Genomic DNA, 16,554 nt, shown 5'->3' with positions numbered 1-16,554 from the left:
ATAATTGAAAGACTTACTCTCGACAATGCGAGAAGAAACCCGTGAGCAAATAAGTTCCTTGCGAGAAGACACCCGCGAGCAAATTGATACGCTAAAGGAAGATAATCGCCAACAACTAGAAACCCTGAGAGAAGAAAATAACAAGCAATTTATTAACCTACACAAAGAAATCACGGAAGTCAAAATTATCACAGCTAAAATTGAAGGAACAATTCAATCCCAAGCAGTATTAACCCAAAAAATTCCCGATTTAGTTGAGCGGTTGACAAGGTTTTTAATTGGGCGATCGCCTGCTCAAGTCGTTCAGTCATATACAACATCTAACGTATAGGGCTTAATATATTCTAGCTTCCACGTTGCTACAGCGATGGCGTACTGCTACCCAGTGCCTTCAGCATCGCACTCTACTTCAACGCTTCGATCGTAACTAAACCACCCTCAACTGCCTGAATTCGCAAATCGTATCCTCGTAATAGCTGCATCCCAATCAACGGAACCGTCTCTGATTCGTTGATGTAAATCTCACGATATTGCCCGTCCCAGATCACAAGCCCGATGTAAACTTCAAACGTGCAGAAAGTCCCATCGCCTAATGTCGCAAGATCTCGACCCTCCCAAATAAACCCTAACCTAGCAATTATCTCAGACGGCAAGGTGAGAAAACCTGAAAATCCTGTATCAATTACAGCATCTACTATCTGCGTTGTTTCATTGTTTCTGACTGCGATCGCCAACGTCGCCTCACACCCTTGATTTACACGACCTTGCATCATGGTTTTGTTCTCAGGCTCCTGGCGCCAAAGTGATCGACGGCTGAATGCCCAATGCGAACAAACCATGTCTGAGTATCAGGCACTCGTGCAGAAAGTTGCTTCGCTGCGCTTACCAAATCATCCGCTACTTCAAAAGCCCCTGTTTCAATGTCAATTGCCACAATTCTCCCCTGATTACCCTCCTCGACTTGGGGACGTACCTGAGACTCATAAATCTGATTACCACGTCGAGCGAATTCTTCTTTGCTGTAGCGGGGTTGTCGAACTGTCATTGAAGCGACCCTGTGGCAACTTTTGCCCCTCTATTTTAACCAAACATTGGGAATCTTCGCTAACATTCCTCAACTGGTCCCACCAGAGCGGCATCGTACTTAGGGTTTGCTGAAAAAGTTTGTTGGTGGGGTTAGGAGTCGGTCGTCGGTCGTCGGTCGTCGGTCGTCGGTCGTCGGGAGTTTCAGGCTTTGTTGCCCTCTCTTTTTGTACCAGCTTATGTACTATAATAAGGATAATGCAAGGTTTTTGAAGGTCTCAATCCGATTTTCGCAGCACTAACATCGGATTTTAACAGGTCAAAAGCCTTATTTTAAAAGGGTTTTACCATTATTCAGCAACCCCTACTTAAACTCACAGCTTTAATACATGGGCATGGTGCGTTCCCCAAAACATGTATCGAGTAATGTTGTTTGATGTTCTATCACCAGCCGATCAATTTGATTCAACTCATGTTCTTTAAAGCCTTGGTTCTTTTCTAGGAAGACGGGAGCGAGACAAAATTTCGCAATTTGCTTATCCCTCTTGATATGTTAAAATCATAGTGATTAGGCTGATCAACTCCGCTTATGGATGAAAGCTTTGAATGGGATGAAGATAAAAATCGTTTAAACCAACAGAAACATGATGTTTCCTTTGAATTAGCCCAATACGCATTTTTTGATCCCAACAGAGTTATCGCACAAGATCTGGCTCACAGTCAAGAAGAAAATCGATTTTACTGTATGGGGCAAGTTAATGAAGGAATTATCACAGTACGCTTTACTTACCGGGAAGGAAAAGTTAGAATTTTTGGAGCTGGTTATTGGCGAAAAGGACGTAAACTATATGAACAGCAAAATAACTTATACTGATGAACCAATGGAACTGGGACGAGTCGTTAAAGATTTTTTACCGCCCCCAGACCAGTTAGTTCCTAAAGGTAAAATCAAAACTAATCAAGTAACATTAGAATTAACAGAAGAAAGTGTAAGCTTCTTTAAATCTCAAGCAGATCGAAAACAAATTCCTTAGAAAAAAATCATTGAATTACTGGTTGAACAATATGCTCATAAGAGCATTGTCTAACCAACATTATAGCTAACTTGAAAAAGGTGCGTTACACGCGCGTTTCCGCACCCCACAAGAGCGGCATCGCACTTAGACTCACATCTTTAATCAATGTGCATGGTACGTTCCCAAAAATCGATCGTTGGAGCAGTAAGACCCCCATTAGGGAACGCACCCTACAAGATCGGCGATCGCACTAAGACCACAAGAGCGGCATCGCACTTAGACTCACAACTTCAATCAATGTACATGGTGCGTTCCCAAAATCGATCAGTGGAGCAGTAGGAGTCAGATTAGGGAACGCACCCTACGGCGATGCTACCAACCACAGTTAGGGTTTGGAGTGCCTCCGTTCTCTGCTCCTAACGAGAAGGAATTGCTAAAACCGCAGCCAAGTTGGTAAAACGTTGCACCTACTGATCTTGCATAAGACTGACAAGTGCCAGAATTCCAACCCGATGGAACTGAAATCGTATCTCGCCAATTGTCAGGAACAAAAACACTACACAGCTTTGTTCGGGAAGCTTGAGCAAGAGCAAAATCTGAACCATTGAAGATGGTCAAGAAACTCAGGATCACGGCCAATGAAACCATTCCCACAATCAATCCAAATTTGTTGTACTTCCCAATTCTCATCATTTGTTGTACTTCTCCTTCTTACAAGTCAACTATTGGGTGCAATCGCAAGAAACCTTCCCTATATTAGCCCCAAAAACCTGTTAGCCAGATTAGTTTACTGCAAACAATCTCTTTTAACGAGACTGATCACAGAATCCTTCTAGGATTCTAGCAAAGATTCTTAGAGCTGACTGCACTTTGTCACAAAACTTTACTATTATTTTGGCACTCTTAATGGTTAGAAGGTAAACATCGATCGCCAAGTCTGGTCAATTTTTGTCCAACGCATTTCAGGAAATGACCTAAATAAGTAGCTAGAGATAATTAATTACACATATCTAACCACCTCTTGCCTCTCCTAACCAAGGAATTAATTTTGATCACTACTTATTACTTAATTACTGTTTATTTTGTAATTTTATCACTAATTCCTGGAAAGGTTGCCAATCGTCTTTAGAGGTAATTGCTTCCCAAACCGATTCGATTAGCGGTCTAAGTAAAGCGGTTTTAGGATTATAATGCGTTAAAGTGTCGTCAATTTGAGACAAGGAATCTGGGGGTAATTGATTTAAGACCAAACTATATAACTCTCGCCAACGTTGCCAATCAGCTTTCGGTAAATCCATATTTTCAAGAATTAGAGAACTATTTTCTCGCCAACCGTAATTAAATTGTTCACTTAATTGATAGAAAAAGTCGTGATAACCGAGGCCAGTTTCTTGGAGAACTTCCACAGTTTTGCTAACCAGTAAAGCAGATTCGGGAGTAAAAATATCCTCAAAACCTAACTTTTTAAGCATCATTTTTTGATAATAAAAATTGTAGTGCTGGTCATAGTTAGCCAAGGCCATATCTAACTCTAACAAGGAGACAACCATGGCCAGGGGAGATTGCAGTAACTCTAGATTTAAACGACAGATAAAAGGCTGATTACCGTAACTATAACGACCACCGTAGTCGAAATAGGCCGCCGTAAATTGGGGGTTATAGTAAGGAATAAAAGCGTATGGACCATAATCAAAACTTTCCCCAGTAATTGACATATTATCGGTATTGAGAACCCCATGACAAAAACCTGCGGACATCCATTGGGCTGCTAATTTAGCGGTTCTTTCAATCAAAACATCGTAAAATTTTAAATAGCGATCGCTATCTTGGGGATCGATTTCAGGATAATAATAAATAATCACATGATCGAGGAGTCTTTTAATTAAATCGGCACGTTTAATATGAAATAAACGCTCAAAAGTCCCGAAACGAATATGAGAATTACTAACTCGAATCATCACCGAAGATCGCGTCGGGGAAGGTTCATCACCACGCCAGAGGGGTTCCCCCGTTTCCACCAAACTCAAACAGCGAGAGGTATTCACCCCTAAACCGCGTAAAGCTTCCCCGGCTAAGACTTCTCTAACTCCACCCTTGAGAGTTAACCTACCGTCCGCATGACGGGAATAGGGGGTCCGTCCCGATCCTTTCGTACCAAAATCGTATAATTTGCCATCAATACCCCTAACTTGACCGTAGAGAAAACCGCGACCATCTCCCAAAAAAGGATTATACTCGCCAAATTGATAACCGTGGTAACGCAGGGCTAAAAAAGGGGTCAGGGATTGAAATTTACCAAAAGCCTCGATAAAATGCTCATCTAAGGTTAATTCTGGCTGAATTCTCACCAAAGGTAATAAAGCATCATTGCGAAAACGAAGGATATGACTGGGAAAATCCGCAGCCGCAACTTGATCGTAGTATTGGTCTCCCAAGTCCTGCATGGCGCTTTCGTAAGGGAGACTGAGAAAGGGATTGGTGAGATGGTCTGTCATAGTGGTGGTGTCGATCGAGCGTTGAGGCGATAAAGTGATAAAGATAGCCAAAAAATTTTCCTACTGAGACTATCAAACAGCGATGCCCGATTCTATTATGTATCAAGGGGACTATTTTCTTGTCCTTGAGGCCGATCAACCTGAACAATTCCAGACTCCCGACCAGTTACGCGATAAGTTAAAAGATTTAATCGCCGCAAAACCGGAGATTTGTCCTCGACAATTGGCAAAATTCTCTAGTTTTGAGGAAAAAGCTCTCTATCTGCGCGATAATTACTGCGAGTTAGACCTGGGTGAGGAGGGTTATCTACAATGGTATGTGGTCCGTTTGGAAAAATAAGGAAACCCATTATTAAGTAGTTAGGTGTTAAAAACTGTCAGACACTCCCTTTATCAAGTAGGGCTGTTTTATTCTCCCATCAGAATATCAAAAGTAAAAGCGATCACTGTCTTTGTAAGATGAGGAGTGACCGCACTTTCCACTCTCCTATTAAACAGGATTGAGAAGGACTAACTATTCTATCATCAGTCAGAGCGAGGTAAAATTATAGATTATGGAATCACCGATCGAACGTTTTCGACTATCTCAAACCGCCAAAGATAGCCTCATAAAATTAAAACGCTACACCAAAATTGACCAATGGAATATCCTCTGTCGTTGGGCTTTTTGTCGTTCCCTTGCTGAACCGAGTCTCCCCTCTCCCGTTCCCATTCCTGCCGATAGCAATGTAGAATTATCTTGGAAAGTATTCGGGGGAGAAATGGCCGATATTTTCTTAATTGCCCTCAAACAACGTTGTCATCAAGACGGATTAGGAACCGATAAAGAAACTCTAACTCAACAATTTCGCTTACATTTACATCGCGGGATCGGTTATCTTGCTGGGGATGCCAAGCTAAAAAAAATCGATAATTTAATCGAATTAGAGAGGGAAAATCTCAGAGAATCTTAATCAAGAACACTCTATCTTCCTCTCTGTGTTCTTTGTGCCTCTGTGGTTTATACTTAATCCTTCTGAGATAACCCGAAGGAAAACTGTCAGCCTGGTTATATTTAACCCAGAATGAGCGCATCTCAAACGCTATCGACAATTGGCCAATTTTGTGATAGTATTTAAAAAGGGGCGGCTATCGGGGAATGAGAAAAAATGGAAAACTTAATCAAGGAAGCACTAAGCCATCGAGCAATTAATCACCCGTATTTACTTGCTTTAGAAAAAGGAGAATTTCAACATATTGATGAAGTTCTGAAAGATTTTGCCAGTCAATACGGAGCTTATAGTGACTGGTTTTCCCGCTATTTAACAGCAGTAATATCAAAGCTAGAAAATCCCACTCATCGAAATCACCTGCTGGAGAACTTAGCTGAAGAAACCGGACATCTACAGGATGAATATCTGGAAGCAATCCGTAAATTAGGTATTAAAGACGAGTGGGTACAGGAAATTCCTCACCCACAGTTATTCAAGCGTTTTCAAGAAGCTATGGGAGTAGATAGCACGCAAAAGCCTTGTGTTGAAGTAGAAATCTGGCGTGAATCATTCTTATCGCTGCTCCAGAATGGAAGTCCACTCGAAGCTATTGGAGCCATAGGTTTAGGGACTGAATCTGTGGTTAAATTTATCTACAAACACATTATTGAAGCGATTAAAAACCATACATCATTATCCTTGGAGCAATATGTATTTTTTCCTTTACATACAGAAGTGGAGGATGAACACAGCTTAACTTTAGTTGAGATTGCTAGGGAATTAGCCAGCGAAAGCGAACAAGCTGTTCTGGAATTACGCAAAGGAATGTTAAAAGCCTTAAATCTACGTGCTGCTTACTGGGACAATATGTATGAACGTGCGTTGGCACTAGATAAATCTTTGATATCATCAGACCAACTCAAGATTGTTACGCTTTTGACTAAAATGATTAAAGGCAAAAGGCTGTCTAATCAGGAACAGGAACTTTTATTGCATCAAATCAATGATGTGCGGATTGGATTGACGGAAGACTTATCTACTGTTCCAGGGGAAAAACTACTACCCGGATTGAGTTCACTTTTGCTATACGGGATGCAAAGGGAAAAGCACAGGGAAGAAGTTCTGAACTTGCTAGATTGGCTTGAAAATCCATCTGGTGAATGCCAATGCTCTCCAACAATATTAAGGCTTGCATCACAACTTTACCATGATTTTCAAACGCTGCGACTGGGAGCATTGACCGAAAAAATTAATGAACAAAAAAGCCTAACTCATGTCCAAGAAGGTAAAGAGCTTATTTCAACAATCAGGGCCAGCAACTTAGAGGCTTTGTACAACAATAAGGTTGATAAACTCAATATTGATTTTAACGTATTTCGCCTGCCATTTGCTCTAGAAGTTTTAGATGCACGCCTAGTTATAGTCAAGCCAGGAAAGGCGAATGAAATGCACAAACACGCACATGAAACCGTATTTGTATTTCTTCAGGGTCAAGGAAAAGTTATTGTTGATCAATACGAAAACGAAGTCGAATCGGGTACTTTTGCTGTTATTCCCCGTTGGTGTGTGCATCAATCTGTGAACTTAGGAGAAGAAGAGCTAATTTTTCTGGCGATAGCTGATTTTGGATTAACTGGTAAAAGTTTTATGGGTAATTACTTACACAGTGCTAGACTAAAACAAAATTAGTGCAAATTTTATCACGTTAGATAGGTATGAAAGCAACACAAGAAACCAAAAAACTTTACGACGAAAGCGCAGGAGACTGGAAACGAGTAGAACCGATTTTGCTTTCTGATTACTCTGCACGTCCCTTTGTCATTGATTTATGTGAACCGATTGTCAACAAGAATATATTAGATCTAGGCTGTGGGGAAGGTTATGTAGGAAGAGAGTTAATTAACCGAGGCGCTCAATATGTTCATGGGATTGATATTTCATCGCAAATGATCGAGCAGGCCTTGATTCAAAAAAACGAGCATCAGATTACTAATGCTTCCTATGAAGCTGGTGATATTCGTGATTTTGCGGTCACTGAGTCCGAACAATACGATTTAGTTCTGGCTATGTTTCTGTTCAACTACTTAAATGTTTCAGAAACTATTAGCACGCTGCAGAAAGCCTACCAACTTTTGAAATTCGGTGGCTATTTCCTGTTCGCCGTCCCCCATCCCTCTTTACCTTTTCTGAAAAAAGATAAGTTTCCCTTTTATTTTAAACCGAAAGCTGGCTATTTTTCTGGACGCGATCAATTATTCCCCGGTGAGATTTGGCGCCGAGATAGAAAAGCCGTCGCCGTGCAATGTGTTCATAAAACTATGGAAGATTACTTCACATCTCTTCGTTTAGCAGCATTCACAAAAATGCCAGAAGTTTATGAACTAAAAATTAATCAGGAACATTTAGAACTAGACCCAGAATTTTTTACTCCGCTCATTGACCTTCCCCTTCACGTTGCCTTCAAGATTCAAAAATGATTATACCGATTTCTGATCCTAATATTTCATTACTGACTTGGAAAAAATTGCCTGATCCTTCTCAACTATTTTTTCATGTACCAGAATCATTAGTCTCAGATTTACTAAAAACAAGCAATCAGAGATGGCTTGACAAACCCAACGAAATAGGACGGCAAACAGTTAATAAAAATCTTGACTTTTTCCTGCCGTTTCGTGAGAAATTGCTCCAGAAACCAGGCATAATTATTTTCCGATTAGAACCGGAATTAACAGAAATAGAAATGCGGTTAATTTATGCTTTTATTTCTCGCATTTTTGGACTGCTAAACCACCGCTATGGCTATTTTTTTGATGTAATCGATCGAGGAATGGATTACACTAAAGAAGCTATACCCGTTTCGATGACGAATGCAGAAACTGGCTATCATACCGATAGTACAGCCAAAAACTACTTCCCTGATATTGTTGGCTTACTGTGTCTTGCTGCCGCGGATGAGGGAGGAGATTCCCTGGTAGTAAACGCCGCCAATTTGTATCAATATTTCTGGCAACACCATACAGACCTAGTTCCCTATCTTTACGAACCTTTGGCGCGCGATGTGATTACACCTGGAGAGATTAATTCTCAAGAAGCTATTCAAAAGAATAATTTCCCCTTATTCTCAACAGATTCTCGGGGTCTGGTTTTTCGTTATATGCGGTACTGGATTGAAGTTGCTTACTCCAAACTAGAAATAGCGCAACCGGAAGCTATCACAAAAACACTTGACATCATCGACAACTTTTTTTCAGAACCGGAAAATACAGTCCGCTTCAAAATGAAAAAAGGTGATATATTTTACGTTAATAATCGCTTTTTATGCCACAATAGAACCGCTTTTAAAAATTCAGGAAAACCTCGACAAATGGTGCGTAGTTGGATTAACCTTTAAACAAAATACGTCCCAGCGAGAAAGTGCATCTGTCAAGGTACAGAGTACGATGACAGATGCCTCCTTGTCACCCCTTCAGGGGTTCAAACTCACCTTAAAAAACTTTTGGTCGGCCTAAAGTAGTGATATAGATAACTGCTTCATCGGAGGGAATTCCTAACACTTCATTAACTTGATCATCGAAAAAACCACCGATACCACTAACCCCTAACCCCAGATGAATAGCCGCTAAATTTAATCTCTGTCCCAAATGGCCCGCATCTGCATGAAGATAACGATAGACTCGATCGCCGTATTTAGCCACTGCTTTTGCCAGATCCGCCGTATGAAAAACCACAGCAGCCGCATCCCGTCCCAAATCCTGACCTAAACAGAGATAATGTAACTCTTGCCGGAAATTTTTAAAGCGAATTTGCCGCAATTCTTGGGCTTTAGGAGCATAATAATAACAGCCTTCCTCTAATCCAGTTACTGCCGAAACAGCGATAAAAGTTTCCAATAAATCCAGAGCAAAATAATCGGGATTGGGATCGAGATTTTGGCCGGCATAATCTTGGGGTTGATAGGTGAAATCCAGCAGCGCTCGCAATTCGTCTAAACTGAGACTAGCACCACTATAAGCGCGGGTAGATCTGCGTTTAAGAATCGTACTTTCCAGATCGACTAAATCTTCCCCCCAATTGACGGGACGAGATGTCACCGAAACTTTTAGACAAAAAGGAAAATTATATTTATCTTCCCAATTAGAGGGGGTAATATTTGCTTCTATCTTCTCATCTGTGGCTATGATAGTGGCTCGGTGTAGGGAGTTTAATAATTCTCCCTCGGGAATTTCGGGATAAAGAGTCGTGGTTGCCGAAGGGAGTGCCGTGGTACTATGGGGGAGATTTTGCCGGATATTGAGCAGATCTGCCAAAGGAATCACCGTCATGACACTTTCTTTCTCGGAATCGAGATAAAGCAATTCATTCATCTGGATATCGTTAAAACCACCGATTAAATGGGCGCGATAGTCATTAATCGAGGCTGATAGCTCAATATTGCCCAATAAATGCCCTGTATCGAGGAAAATCCGCCGATAAGCTCGATCTTCGTAGCGCCAAGCAGACCGATAAAAAATGGCACTGGTAACTACAGCGATATCGGTATTTTCTAAAACAGGATTCCAGAAACAAGCAGATTGTAGGTTGGTCCAGACATCACTTTCCCAGAATAAAAGCAGCGAGTGACTTTGACCTTGGTAACTGTAGAGACCGGCGGGTAAAAATTCCGTGCCACGGGAGATCAGATAGACCTCGGCGGGGTATAATCCACCAGCAGAGGGTGCGGAACGTAGGTACAAGGGACTCCCCATAGTGGCGATTTTGGCAGTTAACCCATAGCTACAGCCCAAAATTCGCGATATACGTCGCCAAAAGTCTCCTTTTTGGGGAACCATTTGACGGGAGAGGTAGGGTTTGAGATCGAACGTCTGACCGATTTTGTATTCTTTGAAGGGATGGGGTTGTTGACTCCAATCAAGACCTTTACTTTTTGAGGCGATCGTCTGGGGGTCGTATTTGGTACGCTCGTGGTAGTATTGGGCGATCGAGATTGGCTGATCTGGCATGATAAAGATAGGCTGTCTAAGCTTTACTTTTTAGTTTGACATACTCCCACCTCTATTTAGAAAACGGATTTATGAAAGAAACCCGTTTTCTAAATACTCCCCTCTCCCACCCCCCCCTGCTCTACGATGTCGGGTAGGGTTGATTTATGAATCAACCCTACCCTTGATAAGGGGGGTGGGGGGTTGGGGGTGAGGGTAATTAACCATACCTGCCATTACTTTAGAAAAATAGTATAACTGCTATAATTATCCCATGGCGGCTCAACCCAGAGAAATTCGACGTTATGTTACCAGTGACGGCAAAGTTCCCTTTGCCCAATGGCTCGATTCTTTGCGGGATATTAAGGCTAAAACTAAAATTGCTCAACGCCTAAACCGGGTTAATTTAGGTAACTTAGGGGATTATAAATCAGTAGGAGCAGGAGTTTATGAACTACGAATAGACTATGGTTCTGGTTATCGCGTTTACTTTGGACAAATCGGAACAACGATTATCTTACTCCTGTGTGGAGGAGATAAAAAAACGCAAGCTAAAGACATTGAAATAGCTCAAAAATATTGGCAAGACTATAGGAGCCGAGAAAATGCCAGTCAGTGATAGTTATCATGATTCCCTGATCGAATCTCTTAAAGATTCCCATTATGCAGCAATTTATCTGGAAACTCATCTCGAGGGAGATGAATATGGATTTGAATCAGAATTACTCAGACTTGCGTTCAATCACGTCCTAGAAGCCCTTGGACCTCAAAATCTAACACCAGAACAAATGAAAATTCAGGCGCAGCAATTGGAAGAACTAATGCAAAAACCTGCACCTGAAGCCATGAATCAACTAACCTCTTGGCTTCAAGCTTTAGGATTGAAATTAACGATAAAGATCGCTCCAAAAATGCCAGAAATAAATCATGAAAATGACGCTGTTGGTTCAATCAAGATTACAGTGTAGTTTGTAGTTTGGGTTTTTTGATTACAAATTGATAGTCCAACAATATTTCACGGATTTTATTCTATCATTACTATTGATAATTGTATATGTATAGCAATTATTCTAGGTTGGGTTGACGCAAGGAAACCCAACAAACGAGAGAGTCAAAATAGTGATCGCCGATTCAGACAGATTTGGCGGTTGGCTGTTGGGTTTCGTTCCTCAACCCAACCTACAAAACTACAATGTTTGAGAGGTCTGAGTGGTAACTGATAACTGATAACTGATAACTGAAATGACTACACCTAGCTTCACCATTCCCCAATCTGACCCTCCCCTTTCCCCCCGGCAATCCTTGCCGACGATGTACGATTTACCTAGTGACAATCCACTGGAACCCGGTTTGCCTGACGAATTTCACCTATTACAACCTCAGTTATTACTGCTGACTTTCCAGCCTCCCAACTGGGAACCAGACCTAGTTTTTAGCGCCGCTGACCTTAACCTTTACTACAATGTCAGACACCCTCAATGGTACAAGCGTCCCGATTGGTTTGGGGTGGTTGGTGTTCCTCGTCCCTACGATGGCCATGACCTGCGCTTAAGCTATGTGATTTGGCAGGAAGGGGTTTCCCCGACGATTGTGGTGGAATTATTGTCTCCAGGTACGGAAAATCAAGATTTAGGAGAAGAACTACGCCAACCCGGGGAACCGCCAACTAATATGTCAAAATCAAGCTATTATCAAACCCGAAAAGGAGAATAGGATGAAATTAAAAGTCACAGAGGAAGGATTGCTAATTCCTAAAGAATTATTGGGCGAAAGCCAAGAAGTCGAATTAATTCAACAAGAAGGTCAAATTATTATTACCCCCGCCCCCCGCCAGACCTCAATCTGGGATTTAGGCAAGAATCCGGTCGAATGTGAGGTCAAAGACGGGGCAATTCACCACGACCGCTACCTCTACGGACAATGAACAAGAGCTATTTCCTCGATACCAGCTATATCATTGCCCTAGAAATAGCAAATGAAGATGCTCATGAGCAAGTCCTACAAAACTGGCTTACTCTCGCCCTGTCTAAACCCTTTTTGGTGACTACCACTTATGTCTTTGATGAAACTGTCACCTTTTTTAACAGTCGAAATCTTCACGGTAAAGCGGTTGAAATTGGGAAGCGGCTGCGGGAAAGTCCCGACATCGAATTAATAGAAATTGACCGAGATTTGTTCGACCGAGGTTGGCAATATTTTCAAAAATATCAAGATAAATCTTACTCTCTGACTGATTGTCTCTCATTTATCCTGATGGAAAACCGCCGCATTTTCACGGCTCTCAGCTTAGATAATCATTTCCTGCAAGCCGGGTTTCAGAAATTACCCTAGCGTGCAGGATGCTCCCCAAAAGACGGGTTTATTTCAGAAACCCGTTTTCTCAAATAAAATTATGACTACACCTAGCTTCACCATTCCTCAATCTGACCCTCCCCTTTCCCCCCGGCAATCCTTGCCGACGATGTATGATTTACCTAGCGACAATCCACTGGAACCCGGTTTGCCTGACGAATTTCACCTATTACAACCTCAGTTATTACTGCTGACTTTCCAGCCTCCCAACTGGGAACCAGACCTAGTTTTTAGCGCCGCTGACCTTAACCTTTACTACGATGTCAGACACCCGCAATGGTACAAGCGTCCCGATTGGTTTGGGGTGGTTGGTGTTCCTCGTCTCTACGATGGCCATGACCTGCGCTTAAGCTATGTGATTTGGCAGGAAGGGGTTTCCCCGACGATTGTGGTGGAATTATTGTCTCCAGGTACGGAAAATCAAGATTTAGGAGAAGAACTACGTCAACCCGGGGAACCGCCAACTAAGTGGACAGTTTATGAACAGATTCTACGGATTCCCTACTATGTGGTTTTCAGTCGCTATACTAACCAACTTCAAGCGTTTGAACTGGTAGGTGGTTATTACCAACCCGTAGCTTTAGTGGAGGGACGCTTACCGATTCCTCCACTGGAATTGAGCTTGGGTTTGTGGCAAGGTTCCTATCGGGGGATTGAGCGGCTATGGTTGCGCTGGTTGACGCTGGAGGGAGAGTTGATTCCCCTTGCCGATGAGGAGTTAATTGCGGCTAAACAAGAGGCTTCTGCGGCTAAACAAGAGGCTTCTGCGGCGAAACAACGCGCAGAACAACTAGCGGCACGATTGCGGGAATTGGGGATAGATCCTGAAACCTGAAGCTAAAACCCCCCAAAAAAGAGAGAGGAAACCCCCGCCTTCTCTCTCTGGGACATTATTTTCTCGCTTTGCGGACAGCACCCCCTAGCATTAAACCGCCCAGTGGGATATAACTAAGAACACTCGTAGGTTCAGGGACACCCACAGCAGAAGAAGCGACGGTCAACAAATGCCGAGAGATTTTTTGAGATTATTCATACATCGAATAATTTGCCCTACGAATAAAGTTATGTGTAGATTTTAGAAGCAATTTGATTGAAGTCAAGATAAAACTAGGGGATTTTACTCTATCATTACTTATTTTAATTTTCGATGTACCTACACCCTACTAGACTACTGGTCTGTCAAAGTTGGAAATTGACGGATACAATTTAGTTAATTTGATCCGAGCATCGACCGTAATAAAATCTATGGAAATTATCGCTGTTTTACTGGGAGTTTTCGGTTTAGGGACAGGTGCGGGTTTATTAGTCATCCGTAACTATTACCACATCTGTCAACCGAGTGAAGTTTTAATTTTTGCCGGCAGTCGTCGTCCCACGGCCACGGGCAAAACCATCGGTTATCGTTTGGTAAAAGGGGGCAGCAGTATTCGTTTACCTATGCTAGAACAAGTGTATCGAATGGACCTGACCAACATGATCATCGATCTCAGGGTGGTTAATGCCTATTCTAAGGGCGGTGTGCCGTTGATCGTCACCGGGGTGGCGAATATTAAAATTGCCGGGGAGGAACCGATTATTCACAATGCGATCGAGCGTTTATTGGGCAAGAAACGCAAGGAAATCGAACAATTGGCTAAAGAAACCCTCGAGGGCAATTTGCGCGGTGTCCTGGCGAATTTAACCCCAGAACAAGCAAACTCCGATCAGATTGCTTTCGCTAAAAGTCTCCTAGAAGAAGCGGAACAGGATCTGGAAAAATTGGGTTTAGTTTTGGATAGTTTGCAGATCCAGAATATTTCCGATGAGGTGCGTTATCTGGATTCGATCGGACGGAAGCAAAAAGCCGAATTACAGAGAGATGCCCGGATAGCCGAAGCAAAAGCCCGAAAAACATCGATTATCAAGAATTCCGAGAATCTACGCCTAACCGCTTTGCGTCGTATCCAAAAAGATTTAGAAATAGCCAAAGCTGACGCAGAAAAACGGGTGCGCGACACTCAAACTAAGCGCGGCGCCATGATTGCTGAGGTAGAATCGGTGGTTATGTCCGATTTAGCTAAAGTACAGGCAGAAGTGGCGGTACAAACTGCCCGAATTAAGCAGGTGAAACAGCAATTACAAGCAGATGTGATCGCCCCTGCGGCAGCGGAATGTCAACAAGCGATCGCAAAAGCCCGGGGGGAAGCAGCCAAAATTATCGAACAGGGGAAAGCGCAAGCGGAAGGAACCAAAAAACTGGCAGCCTCTTGGCAAGGAGCGGGAAATAACGCTAAAAACATCTTTTTATACCAAAAACTGGAGTTATTGCTGAAATTAATGGCCGCCAGTGTGCCAGAAGTGCAGGTGCAAACGGTGACGGTAGTGGACGGGGGTGATGGTAATCTTGTCCCCAAAATGACTGCCTTTGCCGAACAATTGCGTCAAGCTACCGGAGTGGATCTGGTACAAATGGCTAATCGTCTAGCACAAACCGAGCCATCTGTCAAGGGTAAAGAGACAAATTTTGATTTTAAACAATTGCCCTCCTGAATCACTGATTACTGATTACTGATTACTGTCCACTAGAATGTTAATCAAGTTTGGAGACCACCACCATGGATGACTTAATTAATGCTCCCTCCCCTTCTCCCCAAGACATAGAAATGACGCGGACTCCCCCCTGGGGAACAGTGACGGTATTGGAGGAAGGTTCCCGGTATCGCATCAATCGCATTGTCATTAAACCCGGCCATCACATGAGTACCCAAATGCACTACCATCGCAGTGAACACTGGATTGTCGTCTCCGGTACAGCGCGGGTAATCTGTGATGAAAAAGAAACTCTCCTCAAACAAAAAGAATCTACCTATGTTCCCATGAATACCCGTCATCGGGTGGAAAACCCCGGTTCTATTCCTCTGGTGATGATTGAGGTGCAAAATGGCGAATATTTAGGAGATGATGATATTCACCGTTTTGATGATGCAGAATAGGACAGTTTTCTTCCGTATATACTTTAGTTATTTGCCAAAATCTCGATCGTGGATGAAAAAATTATCCTAGTTACAGGGGCTGCCCGTTCTGGGAAAAGTGAATGGGCCGAATATTTAGCCAAAATCAGCCAAAAACCCGTTATTTATATCGCCACCTCCTCGGTGGATGAAAAAGATCAAGAATGGTGCGATCGCATTGAAAGACACCGGCAGCGACGTTCCCCCCAATGGCAAACCCGAGAAATTCCCCGACAATTAAGCGAAACTATTGATAATAGCCCATTTACTCACTGTTTATTGATCGATTCCCTCGGTACTTGGGTAGCCAATTGTTTAGAAATGTCGGCAGCTGAATGGTTAGAAATTAGCGATCGATTCTTGTATTCCCTCAAAAACGCGGCCGTTGATGTTATTCTGGTAGCGGAAGAAACCGGTTGGGGTGTGGTTCCCGCTTATCCCCTCGGTCGTCTGTTTCGCGATCGTTTAGGCGATCTCTGTCGTAGAATTGGCACAATAGCAGACGCGGTTTATCTAGTTACCGGCGGCCATGCTCTTAATTTAAGTCAATTGGGTCAGTCTTTGTCGATAATTGGGCAATAGAGAAGTTGACATCCTCACCGCCGTAAACGGACGGTGATTCCCAAACCTCACGATTTAGGTTTCTGCTTCTTTCCCGAAGGATTTTTCGCACCTGCCTTAACAGATTTACTCTGTTCTGGTCTTATGGTCGCTCTACAGACTGACAC

The 16,554-nt window shown here is 42.7% G+C and carries 21 protein-coding genes and 2 pseudogenes; 17 read left to right on the top strand and 6 right to left on the bottom strand.

The window, feature by feature from the left end; all coding sequences use genetic code 11:
- Nucleotides 1–25 precede the first annotated feature (25 nt).
- Nucleotides 26–331, top strand: a complete 306-nt coding sequence (locus tag O9323_RS03940) for a hypothetical protein (protein WP_288124717.1) — start codon at nucleotides 26–28, stop codon at nucleotides 329–331.
- Nucleotides 332–404: 73 nt separating this feature from the next.
- Here O9323_RS03940 and O9323_RS03935 read toward each other — a convergent pair whose 3' ends face one another.
- From O9323_RS03935 to O9323_RS03925, 3 genes are all read right to left on the bottom strand, one after another.
- Nucleotides 405–773, bottom strand: coding sequence for an aspartyl protease (locus O9323_RS03935; protein ID WP_044034527.1), 369 nt, complete (start codon nucleotides 771–773; stop codon nucleotides 405–407).
- Entirely contained in the window at nucleotides 770–1,045 is a 276-nt protein-coding gene (locus O9323_RS03930) for a hypothetical protein (RefSeq protein WP_004162459.1), read from the bottom strand. The genes O9323_RS03935 and O9323_RS03930 overlap by 4 nt, the downstream gene beginning before the upstream one ends.
- A 360-nt stretch (nucleotides 1,046–1,405) precedes the next feature.
- Nucleotides 1,406–1,573 (bottom strand): DUF4160 domain-containing protein, encoded by a 168-nt coding sequence (locus O9323_RS03925; protein WP_125732666.1) that lies wholly within the window; start codon nucleotides 1,571–1,573, stop codon nucleotides 1,406–1,408.
- A gap of 39 nt (nucleotides 1,574–1,612) precedes the next feature.
- On the opposite strand from O9323_RS03925, the gene O9323_RS03920 reads away from it, so the two are divergent.
- Together O9323_RS03920 and O9323_RS03915 are read left to right on the top strand one after the other, a co-directional pair.
- On the top strand, nucleotides 1,613–1,897 hold the full coding sequence (locus O9323_RS03920) for a BrnT family toxin (protein WP_004162457.1): 285 nt from the start codon (nucleotides 1,613–1,615) through the stop codon (nucleotides 1,895–1,897).
- Nucleotides 1,872–2,057 (top strand): hypothetical protein, encoded by a 186-nt coding sequence (locus tag O9323_RS03915; RefSeq protein WP_288124716.1) that lies wholly within the window; start codon nucleotides 1,872–1,874, stop codon nucleotides 2,055–2,057. Before O9323_RS03920 ends, O9323_RS03915 begins: the two co-directional genes overlap by 26 nt.
- Nucleotides 2,058–3,109: 1,052 nt before the next feature.
- Here the strand turns inward: O9323_RS03915 and O9323_RS03910 are convergent.
- The gene (locus O9323_RS03910; protein WP_502846418.1) at nucleotides 3,110–4,534 is read right to left on the bottom strand and encodes a protein adenylyltransferase SelO; all 1,425 of its coding nucleotides are present in this window, start codon (nucleotides 4,532–4,534) and stop codon (nucleotides 3,110–3,112) included.
- An 82-nt stretch (nucleotides 4,535–4,616) separates the two neighbouring features.
- On the opposite strand from O9323_RS03910, the gene O9323_RS03905 reads away from it, so the two are divergent.
- From O9323_RS03905 to O9323_RS03885, 5 genes are all read left to right on the top strand, one after another.
- On the top strand, nucleotides 4,617–4,874 hold the full coding sequence (locus O9323_RS03905) for a CRR7 family NDH-1 assembly protein (RefSeq protein WP_002755642.1): 258 nt from the start codon (nucleotides 4,617–4,619) through the stop codon (nucleotides 4,872–4,874).
- 214 nt (nucleotides 4,875–5,088) lie between these two features.
- Complete coding sequence (dndE, locus tag O9323_RS03900; RefSeq protein ID WP_002735106.1) at nucleotides 5,089–5,487, top strand: DNA sulfur modification protein DndE; 399 nt, start codon at nucleotides 5,089–5,091, stop codon at nucleotides 5,485–5,487.
- Between the two features lie 195 nt (nucleotides 5,488–5,682).
- The gene (locus O9323_RS03895) at nucleotides 5,683–7,194 is read left to right on the top strand and encodes an iron-containing redox enzyme family protein (RefSeq protein ID WP_002755644.1); all 1,512 of its coding nucleotides are present in this window, start codon (nucleotides 5,683–5,685) and stop codon (nucleotides 7,192–7,194) included.
- A gap of 26 nt (nucleotides 7,195–7,220) precedes the next feature.
- Nucleotides 7,221–7,982 carry a class I SAM-dependent methyltransferase gene (locus tag O9323_RS03890; RefSeq protein ID WP_002755646.1) on the top strand — a complete coding sequence of 254 codons (762 nt, stop codon included), beginning with the start codon at nucleotides 7,221–7,223 and terminating at the stop codon, nucleotides 7,980–7,982.
- Complete coding sequence (locus tag O9323_RS03885; protein ID WP_288124714.1) at nucleotides 7,979–8,896, top strand: TauD/TfdA family dioxygenase; 918 nt, start codon at nucleotides 7,979–7,981, stop codon at nucleotides 8,894–8,896. The genes O9323_RS03890 and O9323_RS03885 overlap by 4 nt, the downstream gene beginning before the upstream one ends.
- Before the next feature lie 94 nt (nucleotides 8,897–8,990).
- Here the strand turns inward: O9323_RS03885 and O9323_RS03880 are convergent, their stop codons facing one another.
- Nucleotides 8,991–10,505 carry a SagB/ThcOx family dehydrogenase gene (locus O9323_RS03880; protein ID WP_002755650.1) on the bottom strand — a complete coding sequence of 505 codons (1,515 nt, stop codon included), beginning with the start codon at nucleotides 10,503–10,505 and terminating at the stop codon, nucleotides 8,991–8,993.
- Nucleotides 10,506–10,758: 253 nt separating this feature from the next.
- On the opposite strand from O9323_RS03880, the gene O9323_RS03875 reads away from it, so the two are divergent.
- From O9323_RS03875 to O9323_RS03850, 6 genes and pseudogenes are all read left to right on the top strand, one after another.
- Nucleotides 10,759–11,103, top strand: coding sequence for a type II toxin-antitoxin system RelE/ParE family toxin (locus tag O9323_RS03875; protein ID WP_002755652.1), 345 nt, complete (start codon nucleotides 10,759–10,761; stop codon nucleotides 11,101–11,103).
- Nucleotides 11,090–11,452 (top strand): hypothetical protein, encoded by a 363-nt coding sequence (locus O9323_RS03870; RefSeq protein WP_002755654.1) that lies wholly within the window; start codon nucleotides 11,090–11,092, stop codon nucleotides 11,450–11,452. The genes O9323_RS03875 and O9323_RS03870 overlap by 14 nt, the downstream gene beginning before the upstream one ends.
- Before the next feature lie 274 nt (nucleotides 11,453–11,726).
- A pseudogene (locus O9323_RS03865) lies at nucleotides 11,727–12,152 on the top strand (Uma2 family endonuclease); the annotation flags it as partial.
- Nucleotides 12,153–12,198: 46 nt separating this feature from the next.
- Nucleotides 12,199–12,408, top strand: coding sequence for an AbrB/MazE/SpoVT family DNA-binding domain-containing protein (locus O9323_RS03860; protein ID WP_002749765.1), 210 nt, complete (start codon nucleotides 12,199–12,201; stop codon nucleotides 12,406–12,408).
- Entirely contained in the window at nucleotides 12,405–12,815 is a 411-nt protein-coding gene (locus tag O9323_RS03855; protein WP_002755658.1) for a type II toxin-antitoxin system VapC family toxin, read from the top strand. Before O9323_RS03860 ends, O9323_RS03855 begins: the two co-directional genes overlap by 4 nt.
- A 61-nt stretch (nucleotides 12,816–12,876) precedes the next feature.
- Complete coding sequence (locus O9323_RS03850) at nucleotides 12,877–13,671, top strand: Uma2 family endonuclease (RefSeq protein ID WP_288124713.1); 795 nt, start codon at nucleotides 12,877–12,879, stop codon at nucleotides 13,669–13,671.
- A gap of 55 nt (nucleotides 13,672–13,726) precedes the next feature.
- On the opposite strand, the pseudogene O9323_RS03845 reads toward O9323_RS03850, so the two are convergent.
- A pseudogene (locus tag O9323_RS03845) lies at nucleotides 13,727–13,819 on the bottom strand (PEP-CTERM sorting domain-containing protein); the annotation flags it as partial.
- A 262-nt stretch (nucleotides 13,820–14,081) separates the two neighbouring features.
- Between O9323_RS03845 and O9323_RS03840 the strand changes: the two are divergent.
- From O9323_RS03840 to cobU, 3 genes are all read left to right on the top strand, one after another.
- Nucleotides 14,082–15,365: a flotillin family protein gene (locus O9323_RS03840; RefSeq protein ID WP_002755661.1), complete on the top strand. Its 1,284-nt coding sequence runs from the start codon at nucleotides 14,082–14,084 to the stop codon at nucleotides 15,363–15,365.
- A 65-nt stretch (nucleotides 15,366–15,430) separates the two neighbouring features.
- Nucleotides 15,431–15,808, top strand: coding sequence for a phosphomannose isomerase type II C-terminal cupin domain (locus tag O9323_RS03835; protein WP_002755663.1), 378 nt, complete (start codon nucleotides 15,431–15,433; stop codon nucleotides 15,806–15,808).
- A 48-nt stretch (nucleotides 15,809–15,856) separates the two neighbouring features.
- Nucleotides 15,857–16,408 carry a bifunctional adenosylcobinamide kinase/adenosylcobinamide-phosphate guanylyltransferase gene (gene cobU / locus O9323_RS03830; RefSeq protein WP_002755665.1) on the top strand — a complete coding sequence of 184 codons (552 nt, stop codon included), beginning with the start codon at nucleotides 15,857–15,859 and terminating at the stop codon, nucleotides 16,406–16,408.
- Nucleotides 16,409–16,554 lie beyond the last annotated feature (146 nt).

This window comes from Microcystis sp. LE19-131.1A, from assembly GCF_027532015.1.
Classification (GTDB): Bacteria; Cyanobacteriota; Cyanobacteriia; order Cyanobacteriales; family Microcystaceae; genus Microcystis; species Microcystis ichthyoblabe_A.
This window is presented reverse-complemented; position numbering and strand designations above follow the sequence as displayed.

Bases quoted from the DNA above. Each gene is read 5' to 3' on its own strand.
- O9323_RS03875 (WP_002755652.1), top strand. From the start codon at position 10,759: ATGGCGGCTCAACCCAGAGAAATTCGACGTTATGTTACCAGTGACGGC.
- O9323_RS03895 (WP_002755644.1), top strand. From the start codon at position 5,683: ATGGAAAACTTAATCAAGGAAGCACTAAGCCATCGAGCAATTAATCAC.
- O9323_RS03915 (WP_288124716.1), top strand. From the start codon at position 1,872: ATGAACAGCAAAATAACTTATACTGATGAACCAATGGAACTGGGACGA.
- O9323_RS03940 (WP_288124717.1), top strand. From the start codon at position 26: ATGCGAGAAGAAACCCGTGAGCAAATAAGTTCCTTGCGAGAAGACACC.
- O9323_RS03905 (WP_002755642.1), top strand. From the start codon at position 4,617: ATGCCCGATTCTATTATGTATCAAGGGGACTATTTTCTTGTCCTTGAG.
- O9323_RS03835 (WP_002755663.1), top strand. From the start codon at position 15,431: ATGGATGACTTAATTAATGCTCCCTCCCCTTCTCCCCAAGACATAGAA.
- O9323_RS03860 (WP_002749765.1), top strand. From the start codon at position 12,199: ATGAAATTAAAAGTCACAGAGGAAGGATTGCTAATTCCTAAAGAATTA.
- O9323_RS03910 (WP_502846418.1), bottom strand. From the start codon at position 4,534: ATGACAGACCATCTCACCAATCCCTTTCTCAGTCTCCCTTACGAAAGC.
- O9323_RS03880 (WP_002755650.1), bottom strand. From the start codon at position 10,505: ATGCCAGATCAGCCAATCTCGATCGCCCAATACTACCACGAGCGTACC.
- O9323_RS03930 (WP_004162459.1), bottom strand. From the start codon at position 1,045: ATGACAGTTCGACAACCCCGCTACAGCAAAGAAGAATTCGCTCGACGT.
- O9323_RS03935 (WP_044034527.1), bottom strand. From the start codon at position 773: ATGATGCAAGGTCGTGTAAATCAAGGGTGTGAGGCGACGTTGGCGATC.
- O9323_RS03850 (WP_288124713.1), top strand. From the start codon at position 12,877: ATGACTACACCTAGCTTCACCATTCCTCAATCTGACCCTCCCCTTTCC.
- O9323_RS03870 (WP_002755654.1), top strand. From the start codon at position 11,090: ATGCCAGTCAGTGATAGTTATCATGATTCCCTGATCGAATCTCTTAAA.
- O9323_RS03890 (WP_002755646.1), top strand. From the start codon at position 7,221: ATGAAAGCAACACAAGAAACCAAAAAACTTTACGACGAAAGCGCAGGA.
- O9323_RS03840 (WP_002755661.1), top strand. From the start codon at position 14,082: ATGGAAATTATCGCTGTTTTACTGGGAGTTTTCGGTTTAGGGACAGGT.
- O9323_RS03855 (WP_002755658.1), top strand. From the start codon at position 12,405: ATGAACAAGAGCTATTTCCTCGATACCAGCTATATCATTGCCCTAGAA.
- O9323_RS03885 (WP_288124714.1), top strand. From the start codon at position 7,979: ATGATTATACCGATTTCTGATCCTAATATTTCATTACTGACTTGGAAA.
- dndE (WP_002735106.1), top strand. From the start codon at position 5,089: ATGGAATCACCGATCGAACGTTTTCGACTATCTCAAACCGCCAAAGAT.
- O9323_RS03920 (WP_004162457.1), top strand. From the start codon at position 1,613: ATGGATGAAAGCTTTGAATGGGATGAAGATAAAAATCGTTTAAACCAA.